Origin of the sequence: Blautia sp. HCP3S3_C12, assembly GCF_052064155.1 — a bacterium.
Classification (GTDB): Bacteria; Bacillota; Clostridia; order Lachnospirales; family Lachnospiraceae; genus Blautia_A.
The window spans coordinates 113,430-129,919 of record NZ_JBQHWC010000006.1; the positions used below are offsets into that span (position 1 = coordinate 113,430).

General features: G+C 37.9%; 22 protein-coding genes and 5 pseudogenes. 2 read left to right on the forward strand and 25 right to left on the reverse strand.

The window, feature by feature from the left end:
* Positions 1 to 24 precede the first annotated feature (24 nt).
* From ACTNDS_RS07640 to ACTNDS_RS07670, 7 genes and pseudogenes are all read right to left on the reverse strand, one after another.
* Entirely contained in the window at positions 25 to 270 is a 246-nt protein-coding gene (locus ACTNDS_RS07640; protein WP_441034805.1) for a DUF3791 domain-containing protein, read from the reverse strand.
* A gap of 3 nt (positions 271 to 273) precedes the next feature.
* Positions 274 to 513, reverse strand: coding sequence for a hypothetical protein (locus ACTNDS_RS07645; protein WP_441034807.1), 240 nt, complete (start codon positions 511 to 513; stop codon positions 274 to 276).
* Positions 510 to 893: pseudogene (locus ACTNDS_RS07650) on the reverse strand (DUF3990 domain-containing protein); the annotation flags it as partial. The gene ACTNDS_RS07645 and the pseudogene ACTNDS_RS07650, both read right to left, overlap by 4 nt.
* A 53-nt stretch (positions 894 to 946) precedes the next feature.
* A pseudogene (locus ACTNDS_RS07655) lies at positions 947 to 1,090 on the reverse strand (DUF3791 domain-containing protein); the annotation flags it as partial.
* Positions 1,091 to 1,289: 199 nt separating this feature from the next.
* Entirely contained in the window at positions 1,290 to 1,589 is a 300-nt protein-coding gene (locus ACTNDS_RS07660) for a helix-turn-helix domain-containing protein (RefSeq protein ID WP_019161589.1), read from the reverse strand.
* Positions 1,590 to 1,924: 335 nt separating this feature from the next.
* Entirely contained in the window at positions 1,925 to 2,329 is a 405-nt protein-coding gene (locus ACTNDS_RS07665) for a PBECR2 nuclease fold domain-containing protein (protein ID WP_441034809.1), read from the reverse strand.
* 325 nt (positions 2,330 to 2,654) lie between these two features.
* Positions 2,655 to 2,864 (reverse strand): hypothetical protein, encoded by a 210-nt coding sequence (locus ACTNDS_RS07670; RefSeq protein WP_441034811.1) that lies wholly within the window; start codon positions 2,862 to 2,864, stop codon positions 2,655 to 2,657.
* A 117-nt stretch (positions 2,865 to 2,981) separates the two neighbouring features.
* Here ACTNDS_RS07670 and ACTNDS_RS07675 point away from each other — a divergent pair, with 117 nt between their 5' ends.
* Entirely contained in the window at positions 2,982 to 4,004 is a 1,023-nt protein-coding gene (locus tag ACTNDS_RS07675; RefSeq protein ID WP_441034813.1) for an IS4 family transposase, read from the forward strand.
* On the opposite strand, the gene ACTNDS_RS07680 is transcribed toward ACTNDS_RS07675, so the two are convergent.
* The 14 genes and pseudogenes from ACTNDS_RS07680 to ACTNDS_RS07745 all read right to left on the reverse strand — a co-directional run bounded on the left by ACTNDS_RS07680 (position 3,970) and on the right by ACTNDS_RS07745 (position 11,841).
* Positions 3,970 to 4,596, reverse strand: coding sequence for an HNH endonuclease (locus ACTNDS_RS07680; RefSeq protein WP_441034814.1), 627 nt, complete (start codon positions 4,594 to 4,596; stop codon positions 3,970 to 3,972). The genes ACTNDS_RS07675 and ACTNDS_RS07680 overlap by 35 nt on opposite strands.
* Positions 4,574 to 5,770: an AAA family ATPase gene (locus tag ACTNDS_RS07685; RefSeq protein WP_441034816.1), complete on the reverse strand. Its 1,197-nt coding sequence runs from the start codon at positions 5,768 to 5,770 to the stop codon at positions 4,574 to 4,576. The genes ACTNDS_RS07680 and ACTNDS_RS07685 overlap by 23 nt, the downstream gene beginning before the upstream one ends.
* A 144-nt stretch (positions 5,771 to 5,914) precedes the next feature.
* The gene (locus ACTNDS_RS07690) at positions 5,915 to 6,337 is read right to left on the reverse strand and encodes a hypothetical protein (RefSeq protein WP_441034818.1); all 423 of its coding nucleotides are present in this window, start codon (positions 6,335 to 6,337) and stop codon (positions 5,915 to 5,917) included.
* Positions 6,338 to 6,442: 105 nt separating this feature from the next.
* Positions 6,443 to 6,877: a hypothetical protein gene (locus ACTNDS_RS07695; RefSeq protein ID WP_441034820.1), complete on the reverse strand. Its 435-nt coding sequence runs from the start codon at positions 6,875 to 6,877 to the stop codon at positions 6,443 to 6,445.
* A 60-nt stretch (positions 6,878 to 6,937) separates the two neighbouring features.
* Complete coding sequence (locus ACTNDS_RS07700; protein WP_441034822.1) at positions 6,938 to 7,366, reverse strand: DNA-processing protein DprA; 429 nt, start codon at positions 7,364 to 7,366, stop codon at positions 6,938 to 6,940.
* Positions 7,367 to 7,506: 140 nt separating this feature from the next.
* Positions 7,507 to 8,010 carry a transposase gene (locus ACTNDS_RS07705; RefSeq protein WP_441034824.1) on the reverse strand — a complete coding sequence of 168 codons (504 nt, stop codon included), beginning with the start codon at positions 8,008 to 8,010 and terminating at the stop codon, positions 7,507 to 7,509.
* Between the two features lie 217 nt (positions 8,011 to 8,227).
* Positions 8,228 to 8,506: a DUF4160 domain-containing protein gene (locus tag ACTNDS_RS07710; RefSeq protein ID WP_441034825.1), complete on the reverse strand. Its 279-nt coding sequence runs from the start codon at positions 8,504 to 8,506 to the stop codon at positions 8,228 to 8,230.
* Positions 8,490 to 8,762, reverse strand: a complete 273-nt coding sequence (locus ACTNDS_RS07715) for a hypothetical protein (protein WP_433844407.1) — start codon at positions 8,760 to 8,762, stop codon at positions 8,490 to 8,492. The genes ACTNDS_RS07710 and ACTNDS_RS07715 overlap by 17 nt, the downstream gene beginning before the upstream one ends.
* Before the next feature lie 179 nt (positions 8,763 to 8,941).
* Complete coding sequence (locus ACTNDS_RS07720; protein WP_441034827.1) at positions 8,942 to 9,877, reverse strand: RNA-guided endonuclease InsQ/TnpB family protein; 936 nt, start codon at positions 9,875 to 9,877, stop codon at positions 8,942 to 8,944.
* A pseudogene (locus ACTNDS_RS07725) lies at positions 9,840 to 10,019 on the reverse strand (hypothetical protein); the annotation flags it as partial. The gene ACTNDS_RS07720 and the pseudogene ACTNDS_RS07725, both read right to left, overlap by 38 nt.
* 142 nt (positions 10,020 to 10,161) lie before the next feature.
* Positions 10,162 to 10,437, reverse strand: a pseudogene (locus ACTNDS_RS07730) (MerR family transcriptional regulator); the annotation flags it as partial.
* Between the two features lie 161 nt (positions 10,438 to 10,598).
* Positions 10,599 to 10,898, reverse strand: coding sequence for a helix-turn-helix domain-containing protein (locus ACTNDS_RS07735; protein ID WP_019161589.1), 300 nt, complete (start codon positions 10,896 to 10,898; stop codon positions 10,599 to 10,601).
* A gap of 274 nt (positions 10,899 to 11,172) precedes the next feature.
* Positions 11,173 to 11,430, reverse strand: coding sequence for a hypothetical protein (locus ACTNDS_RS07740; protein WP_441034828.1), 258 nt, complete (start codon positions 11,428 to 11,430; stop codon positions 11,173 to 11,175).
* Positions 11,431 to 11,688: 258 nt separating this feature from the next.
* Positions 11,689 to 11,841: a hypothetical protein gene (locus tag ACTNDS_RS07745; protein ID WP_441034830.1), complete on the reverse strand. Its 153-nt coding sequence runs from the start codon at positions 11,839 to 11,841 to the stop codon at positions 11,689 to 11,691.
* Positions 11,842 to 12,036: 195 nt separating this feature from the next.
* Between ACTNDS_RS07745 and ACTNDS_RS07750 the strand changes: the two genes are divergently transcribed.
* Positions 12,037 to 12,273 carry a transposase gene (locus ACTNDS_RS07750; protein ID WP_441034832.1) on the forward strand — a complete coding sequence of 79 codons (237 nt, stop codon included), beginning with the start codon at positions 12,037 to 12,039 and terminating at the stop codon, positions 12,271 to 12,273.
* A gap of 96 nt (positions 12,274 to 12,369) precedes the next feature.
* On the opposite strand, the gene ACTNDS_RS07755 is transcribed toward ACTNDS_RS07750, so the two are convergent.
* The 4 genes and pseudogenes from ACTNDS_RS07755 to ACTNDS_RS07770 all read right to left on the reverse strand — a co-directional run.
* A complete protein-coding gene (locus tag ACTNDS_RS07755) occupies positions 12,370 to 13,062 on the reverse strand; it encodes a Fic/DOC family protein (protein WP_441034833.1) in 693 nt (230 codons plus the stop codon).
* Between the two features lie 1,290 nt (positions 13,063 to 14,352).
* Complete coding sequence (locus ACTNDS_RS07760; RefSeq protein ID WP_112483362.1) at positions 14,353 to 15,750, reverse strand: ATP-binding protein; 1,398 nt, start codon at positions 15,748 to 15,750, stop codon at positions 14,353 to 14,355.
* Between the two features lie 167 nt (positions 15,751 to 15,917).
* Entirely contained in the window at positions 15,918 to 16,133 is a 216-nt protein-coding gene (locus tag ACTNDS_RS07765) for a hypothetical protein (RefSeq protein WP_441034834.1), read from the reverse strand.
* Positions 16,102 to 16,490 (reverse strand): annotated as a pseudogene (locus ACTNDS_RS07770) (hypothetical protein); the annotation flags it as partial. The pseudogene ACTNDS_RS07770 and the gene ACTNDS_RS07765, both read right to left, overlap by 32 nt.

The window sequence follows — 16,490 nt, forward strand, 5'->3', positions numbered from 1 at the left end:
GCACTTTTAAAAATAATAGACACTTCACAAAGTCTGGCCTGTGCAGTTTTGAGAGCTTCCATTCCTATTCCCAGTTATACTGCTGATATAATCATCAATGTCCTGCACAATACAATTATCTCCCATTGTATGCAGTGATTCAAAATACTTTATTATATACCCATAGATATCATATTTTTCAAATTTTTTCGCCACATCAACCCCAGAAAGCCCTTTAAAATAACGATACCGTTCCATGCAGTAAATTAAAAAGTTCGATTCCTTGCTCATCTCTCATGCCTCCTCCGGGTAATCGTAAGAACCTGTCAAAAGTTCATCTTGATACATTGTATATAATGTCATAGGACTGTAATGCCACAGCTTTGACTTTTCATCTGCCAGTTCCCGATAAAGATTGGATTGATAAAAACGAGATATCGCTTTAACATCATCTACATTACTGTTTTTAGTAATCAGCTCAATAATAGGCGGCACAATAATCGCCAGCATTGCGCTAAACTGATTTTCATTCATACAAGCTCCCTCCCCTCAAAATGTAGATATTGTAAAGATTTCTCAGTTCCAAATACCAGCTGGTTGAACAACTTCCGAATCTTCAGTGCCATCAAAGTCTGCTCCTTATCCAAAACTCCAGTCATATACAGGGTAATTGTACGATACACATCATCGTTTGCGACTGCACCATAAATCAAATCATACTGCTTTTCCTGGTATGTACCCTGACGATTCTCAGCTACAAAATCCAACCACATCTCATCCGGATTATCAAATCGCAGCAAACTACACTCTTCGAATGCAACGTTCTCGTCCACTGAGTAAATGTTCAGCGTAGCTTTCCCTGTTTTACGTCGCTCCGTAACCTTTTGTGCAAAGCTCACCGCCTGATCACGATTAGTAGTACAAAATCATATCAGACATCTCCTGTTCCGATTATTTTTCTCTTTCACTATATTATTACGTAAGCCACACCCCCATTTTTTCTGCATATTGCAGATAAATCATCTATAGTATCATCAAATGAGAGGGTATGCTCTACATCGTAAAACTCTTTTAGAAATTGAATTCCTTTATAACGGTTCAAATAAATATAAGCATCTCTTACATAGCCATTAGCAACCTTTCTGGTATATTCTTACTTAGATTATAACAATTATTTTATTTTCATACACTATATTTTTTTATTATTATCAAAAAAGCAGCCTCCAATATTGCATTCCTCCAAATTATGCAGTCTTTTTGATATTGTTTTACTTTATGTTATCATGCATGATTCTTCAAATAAAAATCTGTCAGTCATCACAGATTTTTATTTCGATGTGTTTCCCAAGAGCATTGGCATATTTCTCCAATACTATCAAGGTGGGTACTCTGCCTCCGCTCTCGAAGCGGGCCAGATTTGACGGCTTGATCCCGGTAATATCTGAAATCTCCTGCTGCGTCATCTTCTGGTTATGTCTTTCATCTACCAGGCTTCGGATCGTTTCTGCTGATTTATTTAACACGGTTTCCTGTATCTTTTCTGTATAAATCGCCAGACGCCTTTCACGGGCTTCCTTTTCTGAAAAATACTCTTTCATATTTTCCTGCATATGCTTCTCATCCTTTGCTCAACATAATTTTCAAGCAAATTATATCATAGATGATATGCCTCTGCAAGATATTTATCTTTCTTTACAGAACTTTTATGGCTCGTTCACTCATTTTATGGGTACTTCATAAAGTATGACCCATGAATTACATAATAAAAGCACAATTATTTTTGGATGGGCGGTGTATCCATCATCTCAGGTACTCTTTTCAGAGTGCGTCAGGAACCTTTTCTGACCTCAAAAATAATTATGCTTGTTATTATCATATTCACTTTCTATAAAAAGGATACTATTTATTTTCTTCTTTGTCAATATTATTTTTTTTGTTTTCAGTACTATGTTTTCAGTGCTAGTTTTTTACACTCAGTAATAACTTCCTTAATCCTTCCACTATGTAAACGTCTTATTATTTTTGATTCTTGTACTTCATGCATAGTTGCGACATATAAATAGTCCCCATCTTTATCTAATTTTATCCCAATTAAAATATTATCTTTATAACGCTTAATTAATTCAAAAGAATTATTTTCCTTTTCGTTTGGATTAACCCCTACATAATCTGGATTCTCAATAATATCTGGTATGTAATCAATATATTTCAAACAATTTTGGTGTTTACTCTTTAACATATGTGCAGGAAGTCCTTTGGATCTATAAATTTCAACTTCCGCAATTTCTATACCTAATATTTCGTTAAATTTGTTATCATATTTCCCAACTTTTAACAAATTCTCATCCATATATCTCTCCTTTAATAAAGAATACGGATATATTGTAACATTATATCTATTAAAAATCCAGTTATCTTTTCTTTCATATTGTCATACAAATATATTGTACTAATTAAGCCTCTTCCCAAACGATTCATCTATATTCTTCTGTACTGTAGTTCCCTTTTATCCCTAAATCCTTATTTTGGTCACTAAATAGCCTCCTGAAAGGAGCCAGAAGCCTGTATTATCAACGATTAGCATTGATTTGGCAATTTAGTGACTATAAAAATATAATCACTAAATTTCATTTGGCGTAAAATCAATTGCTCATGCATATTTGAGTGACCATTATTCAGATTTTAGGTTTTATATCAAATAATGCCAATGCAATAGCCTCTCTTAATCTTCGGCTGTTTGATTCCGGGAATTCACGGTGTATTTTTAATACATTTCCTTCCATTGGTAACAGCAGCATAGCGTATGTTTCTTCTTCGCCCTTTCTGATCTTTCCGAATTCCCTCTCCATCTGTGAATAAATTTTTTCAAACTGGTATAACTGCATAATTCTTTATCCCTTTCCAACTTCATGGGGTCAGACTCGCGTATTTGTCTACTTGACAAATTAATCAAAATTTTTGGTGCAGCCTCTTGAATATATACTTTTTTAGGAGGTAATGCCATGAATTATTATGATTTAATTTCTTTGATTTTGACACAGTTACATGAACGGATTAATTCCGATGAATTTCTTGAACGATTTCGACGTCCAAATTCTTTTGTGCGATATCGTAAACTGACATTGAAACAGGTTGTTGCTTATCTTATCCATTCAAAAAAACGTTCCATGGATATTGAATTGTCTGATCTTCAGCGCCAGCTTCCGGACATTGATTTTCCTGATGTTTCCAGGCAGGCTGTTTCAAAAGCCAGAAAAGGAATTCTGCCGGATCTTTTCAAAGAACTTTTGGATAAACAGGTTGAAATGGTTTATACACACCTTGACTGTCCAAAAAACTGGTTTGGATACCGTGTTTTTGCTGTTGATGGGTCTACACTGGAGATTCCCTTGTCCAATGATACCTCTGCGGAATTTGGGGCTATTACCAGCTGCAACAATCATGATGTTTTCTGGGTTGAAGGTCTGCTCTCAACTATCTATGATGTCTTTCTCGACCAGATAATTGATGGACAGATATATACGAAAGCGACCGGCGAACGTGATCCGGCAAGAGAGCACTGGACCCGGCTGCAGGAACTGAACCTTGCTGACAATGCCCTGCTCATTTTTGACCGTGGATATTACTCAAAAGAATTATATGAGGATCTGGTTTCCAATGGATGCAACGTTTTGATGCGTTTAAGAAAAGACAATAAATTTTGCAAATTAGGCTCCGATGATTTTTCATGGACAGCTACTTCCGCAAATGGCAAACCGATCCTTTACCGGGTTGTAAAAGTTCCTCTGCCTCAAAAGTCCAAGGAAGCAAATGAGTATCTGGTAACCAATATTATAAATCCGTCTATCTCTCCATCCTTGTTATATAACCTTTATTTTGAACGCTGGAATATCGAAACAAAATACAGGGAACTAAAAGACTGGTGGGAACTGGAAGAATTTACAGGGACAAGCTGTAATTCTGTCTGTGCAAAAGGCAGACCTCTGACAATTATCCTAACTTTTCGGAAAACAAATCCTTTTTAATTTCTCCCTGTTTATCATAACACTCTTTCCTAGTTCCTGGAAACTTGTCAATCAAAGCCAATAAAATCTGTGGCTCATCAGGAGCATCTTTCACATGCCTCCAGTTTTCCAAAGATTTTCTTGTCTTATAATAAGTTGCATTTCTCTCTGCAAATCGTCTGTCCTTATCCCCTTTTTCGGGTATCTTTCCCAATTCAACCAGATCATATGTATTTTGTGCCTTTTTGAAATACATACCCGTTGTATCTAATTTATTTAACACATCTCTATTTACCATCGGAAAACCATTGGTATATAAATAAGCAATCGCTGTATTATCCTCATCTGGCCATAAATAATCATTCTTATTATTCAGTGTTACTTTCGATGACTTTCTGGAATTACAATACTTGCACCCTAAATTCAGGTTCTCCCAGGCTGTGAAATCTCCACCTTTCGACTTAGATACTACATGTTCTACCTCCGGAACATGCTTGATTGGCATTTCACAGTAAGAACAATACAGACCTATCTTATCTTCCAAATATGGTAATGCATCCTGATATTTATCTATTTTTTCATAAGGTGATTCACCTTTGTCTACTGGTCTCATTCTTTTTCACTTTCCATGCCTGTTCTATATATTGTTGATGAACCCATGCCATGTATGCAGGATTTTCACTATATTCAGCTTCTAGTTCAGCCAGTCTCTTTCCGAGTTTCTCTATCTCATCTGGGTTTTTAGCATCTCGCAATGCAGCAAAATACTCCTTTGACACTTCATATATTTTTCGCTTCTTTTCACTATATTGCGGTAATACTACCCCCATAATATCCTCCGCAATATCCTCAAGTCCCTCACCTGAATATTCGCTGTCCAATGGCTGATCTAATGTAAGCAGTTCCCCTTCTTCCAATGATTGAATGATAAACGGAGAATGCGTTGCACAAATAAACTGGATTCTTGGAAATAATTCTTTTAAAATTCCTACAATACGTCTTTGCCAGGTAGGATGCAGGCTCAGATCAATCTCATCAATCAGAACGATTCCAGGTGTTTTTTTCAGTGCTTCTCCCTTTAAATATGGATTTAAAATACACATTCTTGTAGCAATATCCAGAATAATTTTTATTACATTTCGATAGCCATCACTCAGCATTTGGAATGGCAAAACAGTTCCATCTGATGTTTTAAGCGCAATCATATCATTCTCATACTTTGTTGACGATATAATTTCTTCTCCTGGTTGAAGTTCTTCTCTGAATGCTTCATTTACTGCTTTCAAAATTGCCTCATAAGACGGAAAAAGCTTCCCACCATTTTCTTCTACTGCAACGGCTTTAAGCATCTCAATATAACGAAATGCAATATCCAGTCCATGCTGTGCATCAAGGCAGTGACTATATGCCTCTGTTCTTCCAAATACACCTTTCTTAACTGCTTTTTTATTCCCATCTTTCCACAATCGTGCCGTACTAAGATAAAGCACCAGCGGAAGAATGACTTCGTTATCTGAATGGTCTGCCCGAGAAATTTTCTGTTCCCATTCAATTACAGTTGGCTGCATAGGATTAGAGCCACCAAATTTTGTTCTGGCATCTTCTTTCAAAATAACACGTTGAAATTCTATAGGTTCGCCCTTCTTATCCCACTGTGCCTTGCAACTTACTTTACATGGATACTGCGAAATTGTTCCTGTAGTAAGAATTGTACTATCCTCAGAAATTTGTGCTTTCTGTCTTGCATCCGTTGATTTTTCTTCTAGCCCCTGACCTTTGCTTTCCATACACCAACCTTATCATCCTATTCCCCAACAAACGCCCCAGCATACATCCCAAACTATTATGTATAATATCATCAAACTCAAACAACCCTCTGCAAAACAGCCGTCCCGAAAATCTCCTTGACTTTGTAACAATCCACCTGAATACTAAATTTCTTCTTTAATTTCCTTTTTTAATTTTTCGTACTCATTTGTATCGAATTTATGTCCTTCATCAAATATCTGAGAAATTATATTCCAATATTTATCTGCCTTCTTTTCATCAAATAATTCTAATCTAGCTTTAATCTTCACTGCTTCAAGCAATTGTTTGCGCATCCACTCATCATCTATTTCATTATTAACTATCTCTTCATATCCATTTTCCGCGCTCCATTCATAAAAAGCTAACGTATCTAAAGATACCATAGCTTCCGTATATGTATCTACACGTCTATCAGTTTTTGCGTTCGTATTACTTGCTGATATAGTCCAAACTGCAATCACTACACTTATTATCGACAATACCAAACCCACCCATGAAACAATTCCATATTCTTTTTCATTTTCCTGTTTATTTTTTTTACTCATCTCTAACCTTCCTATTTCTTTGACATAATCGGCAGGATATGAAAGTATTCACTTGCCCGATTAACTACGTTTGTAAATTCTTCTCTATTCTCATGCAAATATACATCATATTCCAAATTCCATTTTTAACTTGTCCACAACATCATATGGAAAACGTTCTGCGCTGCCTTCATCTTTCAGTAAAATACTAACAATCTTACCAGCCAGTTCTATACCATTCTTACTGTGGAGATGTTCTTTAATTCTTACCGCATTTCCTAAATCTCTTGCTACACACACCTGATCATATATTTCAAGTTGTGAGATAATTTTACCCACCTGGTAAGAAAACTCTAATTCATTCGTATCATCCGGACTTTCCATAATCTGATAGATTTGCTGTAGTCTGTTCAATATCTGCGCTGCATTTAAGTCCAGCGGCACATAAACACGAACATTATCATCAGGTAAAATCCCACCATTAGTACGTGTTCTTCCGGTAAGTGCTTTTTGATGCTGTTCTACCGTATCATAGTAAAAAGCCGTGTCTGCAATTTCCACTTTCTACATTCTGTCTGTTTTTTATTATAACAATCTTCATTTTGAACCGCAATGGTTTTTCTATATTTCCACTTTTCTTCCATATTTTCTGCTATACTCCGCCGTTATCAATGCTCCGCTGCCTTTCCCGGCCTGGATTATGATTAATTTATCAGACCAACTGCTGATCAGGCGGTTTCTTCTGGGAAAGGTGTATCTGGATGGTGGAGTTCCGGGTGGATATTCTGACAGAAGCAGACCTTTTTCCTCTATACATTTCATCAGTTTGTGGTGTTCACTTGGATAGCAGATATCCAGGCCATTTCCTAATATTGCTATTGTATAGCCACCGGAATTGAGACATGCAGTATGTGCATAGCTGTCGATTCCTTTGGCCATTCCACTGACAACTGCGATCTGGGTCTTTGCATATTCCGATGCCAGGAATACCGTTTTCTGTTTTGCTTCCTGGCTGTAACAGATCCGATAAATGGTATCTGCGTAAGCCATATCCACCCAGTCCTATAATCGATATCATCGGCTGTCCTTCTAGCATCTTTACTTCTATATCCACCAGATATCCATCTATTCCCTGGATAGCAAAACTTTTTACCACGGTAGCCATAACTCATCTTCCCCTATCATTTTTCTTATATGCTGTTCCTGAACCACATATTTATGTCCAATGTCTTCCACAAATTCCCGGTAACGAAATACAGCGTTGTTGGAAAAATATGCCAGCGTTTTCTTTTTTCTGTGATTCCATCATCTATAAGCCCTATCATTGTACGGTAGCTGCTCCAGGAATAATCCTCCGGATAGTTCGCCATCTGCGCTTTTACCGGGTTCAGATGAATATAACGGCTTGTCTGGAGAAAATATGCATCTTCCTCCACAAGACATGATTTATAACGGCTCTCAAAAACATGTCCCCTGTAGCTGTACTTATGATTCACATACATGGCATAACATTCTGACAGATGTTTCATAAATTTTCCAATTTCCATATCACAGGTTTCGAGAAGCAGATGGATATGATTCGTCATCAGACAATATGCATGTAAAACACATCTATATTTTATCAATGCGCTTTTTAAGATCTGAAGAAACACCTGATAGTCCATTTCATCCTCAAATATCGGTTTTCTTCTCACTCCCCTGTGCATAATATGGTAGGTTGCGCCCGGAAACCAGACTCTTAATTTTCTTGCAATAGTTATCACTCCTTTGATGTTATTATATTTTATATTATCATATATGATTCTTTGAATAAAAATCTGTCAGTCATCACAGTTTTTTATTTCAATGTGTTTCCCAAGAGCATTGGCATATTTCTTCACTGTTCACACATTTTTTATATTACAGAATCTTCTAACAAAAGTATCGAATCTCTCCAAAATATTGAATCCATGCCTGTATCACATCATCATGTCTGGCCTCTATCATACGCATAATATTGCGAAGGGTATGATTTGCAATGTGGGAATTATTATTACAAAGCAAGCAATTACCTGTACTGGTTATCCATATTTTTGTCGCATTTGCTGTCGGTGCTCCCTTGGCAACATGAATATGAACAGGCTCAAGTGGCTTATTTTCATTTGTCCTAAAATAAATCCAGTACTCGCCAAACCTAAAAATTCGAGGCATTATCAAATCCTCCCTCTTGTGAAAACTCTATAATCAAGTGCGCCATGGAATGTATAATTTCATCAAAACGACTTATTTCTTCATCTGAATACTGAAATATATCTTCCCATTCATAATCTGGAAGCCAACATGTTGCGTGTTTAAAACAATACTTCTCATCTGGAGTTTCTATATACACTTTTACTCTACCATTTGGTTTCATCTCAGAATGTGTAATTTCTGTATTGTCGTTCAATGTCATAAATGGATACATCATAATATCTTTTTCCGTTACTGAAAACTTATAAAAAGTTATAAACTTCTATGTTCCATTCCTACTTCAACGAGTATGCTTTTGATGATATAAATATCAATCTACTCACAAGTTCTTGTACTCTCCATAGGCGTAAATTCCGGACTAACGTATCCGTACATATTTGCATTAACGTTTCAGTGTCAGCTTGCAAATTTTTCTCCATAAGTCTTGAGATTTATAGATGCCTGGAAATCTCTGTCAATCATATTCCCACACGCACATCTATAAACTCTGTCAGATAACTTGAGATCTTTTTTGATGTTTCCACAACAGCTGCAAAGCTTTGATGATGGATAAAACCGATCAGCCACAATAAGCTGGATTCCTTTATCGCTGCACCTATATTCAAGCTGTTTTCTAAACCAGAAAAATCCCTGTGCCTGAACTGCTTTGGATAAATGTCTGTTTTTCATCATTCCGCTGACATTCAGATCTTCAATACATATAAATCTTGGTTTTCGATTTACGATCTCCGATATGGTCTGATTTAAATAATTTTTACGGATGTTTGTTAATCTGTGATTTCGTTTTAATAAAAGTTTTTCCTTTTTGATTACATTATTTGTTTTACAGTAACTTTCCCCTTTCTTATTTTTCTCGTAAGAACGAGAGATGCTACGCTGTAATCTGCGTTTCTGTTTTTCTGATTTCTTTACTTTCTGACTCTTATTGATGTTCTTATATTTAGTCCCATCAGAGCAGACAGCCAGATCTTTGATTCCCAGGTCTATGCCGACTCCGTCATCATTAAGTGTTTCCCTGCAGTCAGGAAATTCTACACATACGCTGATCCACCAGTTCAATCCGTCAAAGGATATTCTCGGGTTCATATATTTAGCATTTGTCGGAATACGTCCATGTTCTGCAAGTCCTACCCAATTCATTTTTTGTTTATTTGCTTTCCTGCTGGAAGAAAAGCCTTCAAATTTAACGTGTGTATTACTGAAGCGTATCTTAACGTTGTCCTGATAGAACTTCGGCATTGATCTCTTTTTTGACTTGAATCTTGGGAATTTCTGCAAACCCTTAAAAAAGTTCTTATACGCAGTACAGGCATCTTTTATGGCTTTTACCATCTGTTTCCTCCTGTATCAGTTCACGGATAAGTTTCTTAGCTTTATCCGCTCGTTTTCCCTGTAATTTACAACTGCATACTGTGATTAGCTGAACCAGATCTTCAACAAGTTCCTGCTGTTCGGATTTTTCGTTACTGTTCACTCCGTTCTCAGTAACGTAGCCAAAATTCATTCCAGATTGCCTGCGGCAATGGAATTTTGGCTTGTATGTCTCGGAATTTTGGCATATTCATGCCAAAACACCTCGCGGGATAGTGCTGTGTGAACAGTAACGATTTTTCAGTATTATCAATGATCTCAATCTCACAATTATAAAGTGAAGCGATATATTCTATCAGCTCAAAACCAAATCGCAATAGCCAATTGTAATGCGGTTTTTAGGCTTTACATTTATTACCTGGTTGAGTTGCTCATCAGAATAATTCTATAGCCACTTACTGTAGTATGATGCGGATGAAGTTTTCCATTGGCACCCAATTTCATAATGTCTGGGCAGATACGCCTATAATTTTTGAAAATTCATGCACTTCGCAGGGTCTGACCCTAGAGATAATTATCATATTCTTACTTAGATTATAACAATTATTTTATTTTCATACACTATATTTTTTTATTATTATCAAAAAATCTGCATCCGATGTTGCATTCTTCCAAATTATACGGTCTTTTTGATATTGTTTTGCTTTATGTTATCATGTATGATTCTTCAAATAAAAATCCGTCAGTCATCACAGATTTTTATTTCGATGTGTTTCCCAAGAGCATTGGCATATTTCTCCAATACTATCAAGGTGGGCACTCTGCCTCCACTTTCGAAGCGGGCCAGATTTGACGGCTTGATCCCGGTAATATCTGAAATCTCCTGCTGCGTCATCTTCTGGTTATGTCTTTCATCTACCAGGCTTCGGATCGTTTCTGCTGATTTATTTAACACGGTTTCCTGTATCTTTTCTGTATAAATCGCCAGACGCCTTTCACGGGCTTCCTTTTCTGAAAAATACTCTTTCATATTTTCCTGCATATGCTTCTCATCCTTTACTCAACATAATTTTTAAGCAAATTATATCACGGATGATATGCCTCCGCAAGATATTTATACTTTCTTTACAGAACTTTTAGAGCTTGTTTAATCATTTTATAGGTACTTCATGGGGTCTGACCCTAGAGAGACCTCAACTGGAAACACATTTTTTTGGGACTCAAATTTCACAATGAATGGATTAATATCCTCAATATAAGTCCGAAAAACTTCATCTAGCTGATCTTTATATTTAACAAGAAAGGCTGAATCAATCTTAGTACTTCCGCTCATCTTTCTTCCATCCCTCTATTCGTCTATCGACATCTTCCATTGTCATTATTTTCTTAGTTGTAATCGTATGGTTGCCACGTGCTGCAATACGATGATCAACCGTCTTAGAAAAAACTGGTTTTTTCCCTGATTTGCTTTTCACGAAAATCATTTCTTGATCATAATCCATTCTTGCAAGTTCTGCAACAGTCATTCCCAACGATTTTTCAAGTACAGATCTAGTACTTGTTCTCAGAAACATATCTACTCCTCCTACGCTGTTATGGCGCATATAAATGTCTTTAAGCCATTTTCATGCAATTTTTTACGAAACCATTGATATAGTGCCATGTAAATGTAACTATTATATCACGTCAATTCTCAAAAAACAATAAAAGCTCAAGCATATTCTCAGATATCCATCGAATCATAAAACAGTTTGAGACGTTGCTGGACAAAGGCTATCAACAGAATCTGCAGACACAGCATATATATGTCGTATCTAAAGAACTGTCCCTGCTCAATCGTCTGACAAAATATAAGAATAGCCATCTTTGCATTCTGAGCCACTGACGCCTTCCAGCTTCTTGAACACACGGCTGAAGTAGTTCAGCTCTCCGATGCTGCATTCCAGACCGATCTCCTCGATGCTTTTGTCGGTAAACAGGAGCATACCTTTCGTATGGGTGATCCGCACCTACTGCAAGTAAGTGACCAGCGTCACACAAGGGCAGTATGTTAAGTTCCGAACATCATTACCACACAAGTTATGCGCCTGAGTTGGCTTTATAGAATTTTCATAAAACTTTTATTTGCAGTTTCTGGTACCTGACCCCACTGTGGTCATGAAATATTTCGGACGAAAAAAATGCCATTATTATATCTATTTATTGACTGCTACAAGTATTCTTCATTAAAAGAGTTAGCATCTTTTGCAAGTGGATTGGAAAAGGATATTTCAGCTGTTGAAAATGCAGTTGCCAGTGACTTAAGCAATGCTTTTGTAGAAGGAACAAATAACAAAGTGAAGATGGTAAAACGCACTATGTATGGTCGATGTAGCAAGAAGTTATTAGCAGCAAAGCTGATGTACAATCCTGTATAAAATCAGGATTGTACGTAAATATGCGGAAGAACCATTTTTATTTTACAATAAACAGTGGATTGGTTAGTTCCTTTCCAGGTAGGATTTCCACCTGCATTATTTCAAGCCCTTGCAGGGTGCACTGCCTGACACCGTGTGACGTATAGGAGCACTATCTGTTCCACTGTTTTTCGAAATTTTAATAAGGCACTTAAATATCAGGGCTTCCAACAAATCATTTGACACATTAGCAGAGCGAATACTGGCTAAAACCATCTCTTCTTTTGATGATTCGGTAAAGTCTATCTCAAATCTTCCATTATTCTGACATAACTGTTCTATGTAGATTCTTTGAGTTCTTCCGTTCCCTTCTCTGAATGGATGAATCATATTTAATTCACCTAAATAATAAGCAAGTCGACAGCTCATCTCTTTCTTATCCGTTATATCCGATAAAAAATTTTCATTCTTTAGTTTTCTATAAAGATCCTCAAACTGCACTTCTATAAACTGTACCAAACAAAAAATTGTGCCCTTTGAAATATCAACTGTTCTTGTCTTTCCAGCCCATGCATATACATCCTGAAATAGCTGCTTATGAATTGAACAAAGATGATTGAATGAAAAATCTCCAGTCACACCTTTATTTGCCAGCTCAGCCTGACGGACAGATGAGTAATCTCTCTCCGCTTTATGCAAAACATCAATATCTCTAATATCGAGCTTATTCTTTAATATATTTGTTCCTGGATAACAATACTTTTTGTCTTTTTCGTTATCATAAAAATAATCATACTCTTGATCTTTCACGACGCTTTGAGGATACACCATACTTGTTATTCAACTCTGCAATTGCATCAGCAACTGATACCTTCTTAGTAAGCACATTCTTCACTCTTTGACGACACTCTGTATCAAATTGCATATTCTCCATCTTGAAACTAGCCTCAATACTACTTACCTTTCTATCAACTGTCATATTTGTATCCTTTCTCCTTTCCCCATTACTAAAGAAAAAGTCTTATAGATATTAGTATTATAGCACAGAATCTCTCTTTAATACAGTAAAAATAAATTTTATCTACATTAGGCACTTTAGCAATTTGTGTTCACAGTGATACTACCTGTCTGATGTATACAACAAACCTGTATTTTTGATACAAATGAACAAGTAAGCAGAATCACCATTTACCACAAACTTCTGTTCCGAGTTGGCTTTATAGATTTTTCACAAAACTTTTATTTGCTGTTTCTGGTGCCTGACCCCTAGTACCCCTTTCTTCATACAAGACTCGCTTCAAATGCTGTGGTTAGCAGCTTATTTGATGGGGCTTCCACCCACCGGACTATATCCCCTTTGCTGGACGCACGGTCTGACCCCAATGTTGGTATAGGGTCTGACCCTAGACTTGTCTGAAAATATTCTCTGTGTGTTGTTTATACTTTCTTTATAGAACTTTTAGGACTCGTTTACTCATTTTATAGGTATTTCATGGGGTCTGACCCTAGTAGAGTTAGACCCTAGAGTTATATTGACAGATGTTTTGCCGCAATCGCCACAGCTTTCGGCAATCTCACGGCAACTAAGACGGTTCACGAAGCGGAGCCTTAGCACTTTTTTGTAATCCATAGTTGGACCTCCAGATATAATATTTCTCCGTTTTTACAGGAGATATTTCTATTATATCTGGAGATTTTTGGCCGGTTAATATGTCCTCGGCTGTCCGCTGATTATGTCTTTAGGTGTCCGCCGAATATGGCACAAATGTCCGTTTCGGCCGGCAATCTGCAATGCCGAACATGATATCTCGATGCGAGAGGTTTATGGCTTGGACAAAACATTACGTGAGTAAACTCGCATAAGCGGTTCCCGCTAGCCCGGACAGACGGTTTCCCGTCTGCCGGACTTGCGGTGTTACCGCACAAGAATATTCACTGCTGTTGGTGGGTCAATTTTCCTCGTTAAAACTGGGTCAGTTTTAAGTATAAATCAACACCTCCTTGCCGGCATGAAAAAAGCCCATCTGCACGGAGCAGACAGACTAAAAATGGGTATAAAAATACCCTGCCAGCTTTCACCAGCAGGGTTGATTAGAATTTTTACTTGTAAAGGTCTTCCAGCGTTATCAGCCGAACTTCACCTCGCTCTTGTGCCTGAAGAAGTCCATCTGTGAATCCGCCTTTCGAGAAGATATAGTAGTGATAGTTGTTGCCCTTTCCAAAAACTGAGGCATAATCCCGAATCAAATCGAGTTCATCCACACCGATTTTCTCATTCCGGTATTTGCATGAACCGATGATATAGTCTTTGCCCTCAACAGGAGTTCCGACGATATCAATCTGTATCTGCTTTTTCTTCTTCGGGTCTGTCCCCCACCACTGGCCGATTTCACTCAGCTCAATAGGAAGGCTATCCGAATAATAGAGCAGGTAATCCTGACACATCTTCTCATAAATTAGACCCATGTAATCAGGAAGATACTGCTTTACAGCGTGTGGATAGGTCTTTGCAATTCTGCCAGAGTCAATGGCACTCATATTGATTGGCACAAACCGATACCAGAAACGGAAGAAGTTATCAGCCAGCAGATAGATGGTTTTCTTACCCGGTTTTTCTGTAATCGGTGTTTCTTTCTTCGCAATGCCAAGGTCGATCAGCGTTTTCAGGTACTTCGATACGACCGAGTTTTCCTCACCGACCTTCATCTTGATATCGTTCATTCGGGAAGCACCTTCTGCAATCGCTTTAATGATTGCATTATAAATGGCCGGCTCCCGGAGTTCCTGCTTCAGTAAGTTCCCCGGTTCCTCATACAGATAGCTGGAGCGGTCAAAGAAATTATCCAACAGAGCTTCATCCACACTATCTCGCACATCCAACTTATTGATATAGTGGGGAACTCCTCCCGTGATCCCATAAATCAGGGAATTGTCTTCTGCAGACAGATTTGGATGGAACACAGCGGTTTCTTTATAGTCTAGCGGCTCAATCTTAAACTGGCCAGTACGTCTGCCATACAACGGACTTTCCTTTCCAAGCACCTGACTCTCCATGAAGCTCATAGAGGAGCCGCAAAGAATCAGGTACATCTTGGACTCTGTCCATTTGTGGTCGATGATGTGCTGCAGCATCGCTGAAATAGCTGGTTTTGCTTTTGCAAGATAAGGATACTCATCAATGACAAAGACAATCCTCTTTTCCTTTGAAAGTGCTGTCAGCTCATCCAAAGCTGCATCATAGGACCTGAACTCCGGTGCAGACTCCATATCCGGCCGCTCAAAACTCATAATCGACTTTGAGAGAGCTTCCAGATTTTCCTTTCCTGTCGTGTTCAATGCAGAAAAGAAAATGGTAGGCTTATCTTTGCAGAACTCGTTGATCAGTGCCGTTTTACCAACACGCCGTCTGCCGTAGATGACAATGCACTCAAACTTATCACCTGCATACCGTTTATTCAGTTTCCGCAGCTCATCCTCACGGCAATAGAATTGACTCATCTGCTCACCTCCAATAATTATACTCGTGAGTTAGTAACTCGTAAGTTACTTCTTTACGAGTATAATAAATCAGATAGTCTGCAAAGTCAACCCTAACTTCCCATGTTTTTCCTACTCAAACCAAAACACGCCATCAATCACATGCTGTGAATGATGGCGCTAACTGTTTATGCACTCTCAAGAAACGCTAGGATTTCGGCTCTGGTTTTTGAACTTTTTGCGATGGCTTCTAACAGCTCTTTGGCTTCCAGCTCTTTCTTCTCAGCATAGAGGCCATCGAGTTCATCGGTCAGTCTATCGCATCTTTCTTTCAGTTTTCTCAGTTTTTCCTCGCATTCGAGAATCTTATCATCAATCGATTTCGTCGTCTTCAATCGTGCCATATTCATCTTCCTCCTTTTCAGGTTCTTCGGCATGCATTAATTCTTTACCAATCGCCAGAGCTCGTGCTTTTGCATCTGCCTCGTCAATTCCGAAAGATCCGAGTATCGTTTTCTGTGTAGCTGTGATTGCATGATCCAGCTTATAGTTTCCACCAGGCTGCCCTATTAACTCAATCTTTTCCAGTTCTCTCAAAGCAGCTGGGACTGTCATGAAGTTCGGACGGTTGATCATCTCAGCTTTTCTTTTTCTAAGCTGTGTGTAAATCTTGCAGCGTATGATCAAGGCAATGAAAGCTACAAATACTTTTCCCTCAAATGTATTGCTGCCTGATACTCTGAGTGTACGGTTACCCAGGA

Bases quoted from the DNA above. Each gene is read 5' to 3' on its own strand.
- ACTNDS_RS07640 (WP_441034805.1), bottom strand. From the start codon at position 270: ATGAGCAAGGAATCGAACTTTTTAATTTACTGCATGGAACGGTATCGT.
- ACTNDS_RS07645 (WP_441034807.1), bottom strand. From the start codon at position 513: ATGAATGAAAATCAGTTTAGCGCAATGCTGGCGATTATTGTGCCGCCT.
- ACTNDS_RS07660 (WP_019161589.1), bottom strand. From the start codon at position 1,589: ATGCAGGAAAATATGAAAGAGTATTTTTCAGAAAAGGAAGCCCGTGAA.
- ACTNDS_RS07665 (WP_441034809.1), bottom strand. From the start codon at position 2,329: ATGGATGAGAATTTGTTAAAAGTTGGGAAATATGATAACAAATTTAAC.
- ACTNDS_RS07670 (WP_441034811.1), bottom strand. From the start codon at position 2,864: ATGCAGTTATACCAGTTTGAAAAAATTTATTCACAGATGGAGAGGGAA.
- ACTNDS_RS07675 (WP_441034813.1), top strand. From the start codon at position 2,982: ATGAATTATTATGATTTAATTTCTTTGATTTTGACACAGTTACATGAA.
- ACTNDS_RS07680 (WP_441034814.1), bottom strand. From the start codon at position 4,596: ATGAGACCAGTAGACAAAGGTGAATCACCTTATGAAAAAATAGATAAA.
- ACTNDS_RS07685 (WP_441034816.1), bottom strand. From the start codon at position 5,770: ATGGAAAGCAAAGGTCAGGGGCTAGAAGAAAAATCAACGGATGCAAGA.
- ACTNDS_RS07690 (WP_441034818.1), bottom strand. From the start codon at position 6,337: ATGAGTAAAAAAAATAAACAGGAAAATGAAAAAGAATATGGAATTGTT.
- ACTNDS_RS07700 (WP_441034822.1), bottom strand. From the start codon at position 7,366: ATGGCTTACGCAGATACCATTTATCGGATCTGTTACAGCCAGGAAGCA.
- ACTNDS_RS07710 (WP_441034825.1), bottom strand. From the start codon at position 8,506: ATGCCTCGAATTTTTAGGTTTGGCGAGTACTGGATTTATTTTAGGACA.
- ACTNDS_RS07715 (WP_433844407.1), bottom strand. From the start codon at position 8,762: ATGATGTATCCATTTATGACATTGAACGACAATACAGAAATTACACAT.
- ACTNDS_RS07720 (WP_441034827.1), bottom strand. From the start codon at position 9,877: ATGGTAAAAGCCATAAAAGATGCCTGTACTGCGTATAAGAACTTTTTT.
- ACTNDS_RS07735 (WP_019161589.1), bottom strand. From the start codon at position 10,898: ATGCAGGAAAATATGAAAGAGTATTTTTCAGAAAAGGAAGCCCGTGAA.
- ACTNDS_RS07740 (WP_441034828.1), bottom strand. From the start codon at position 11,430: ATGTTTCTGAGAACAAGTACTAGATCTGTACTTGAAAAATCGTTGGGA.
- ACTNDS_RS07745 (WP_441034830.1), bottom strand. From the start codon at position 11,841: ATGCTCCTGTTTACCGACAAAAGCATCGAGGAGATCGGTCTGGAATGC.
- ACTNDS_RS07750 (WP_441034832.1), top strand. From the start codon at position 12,037: ATGCCATTATTATATCTATTTATTGACTGCTACAAGTATTCTTCATTA.
- ACTNDS_RS07760 (WP_112483362.1), bottom strand. From the start codon at position 15,750: ATGAGTCAATTCTATTGCCGTGAGGATGAGCTGCGGAAACTGAATAAA.
- ACTNDS_RS07765 (WP_441034834.1), bottom strand. From the start codon at position 16,133: ATGGCACGATTGAAGACGACGAAATCGATTGATGATAAGATTCTCGAA.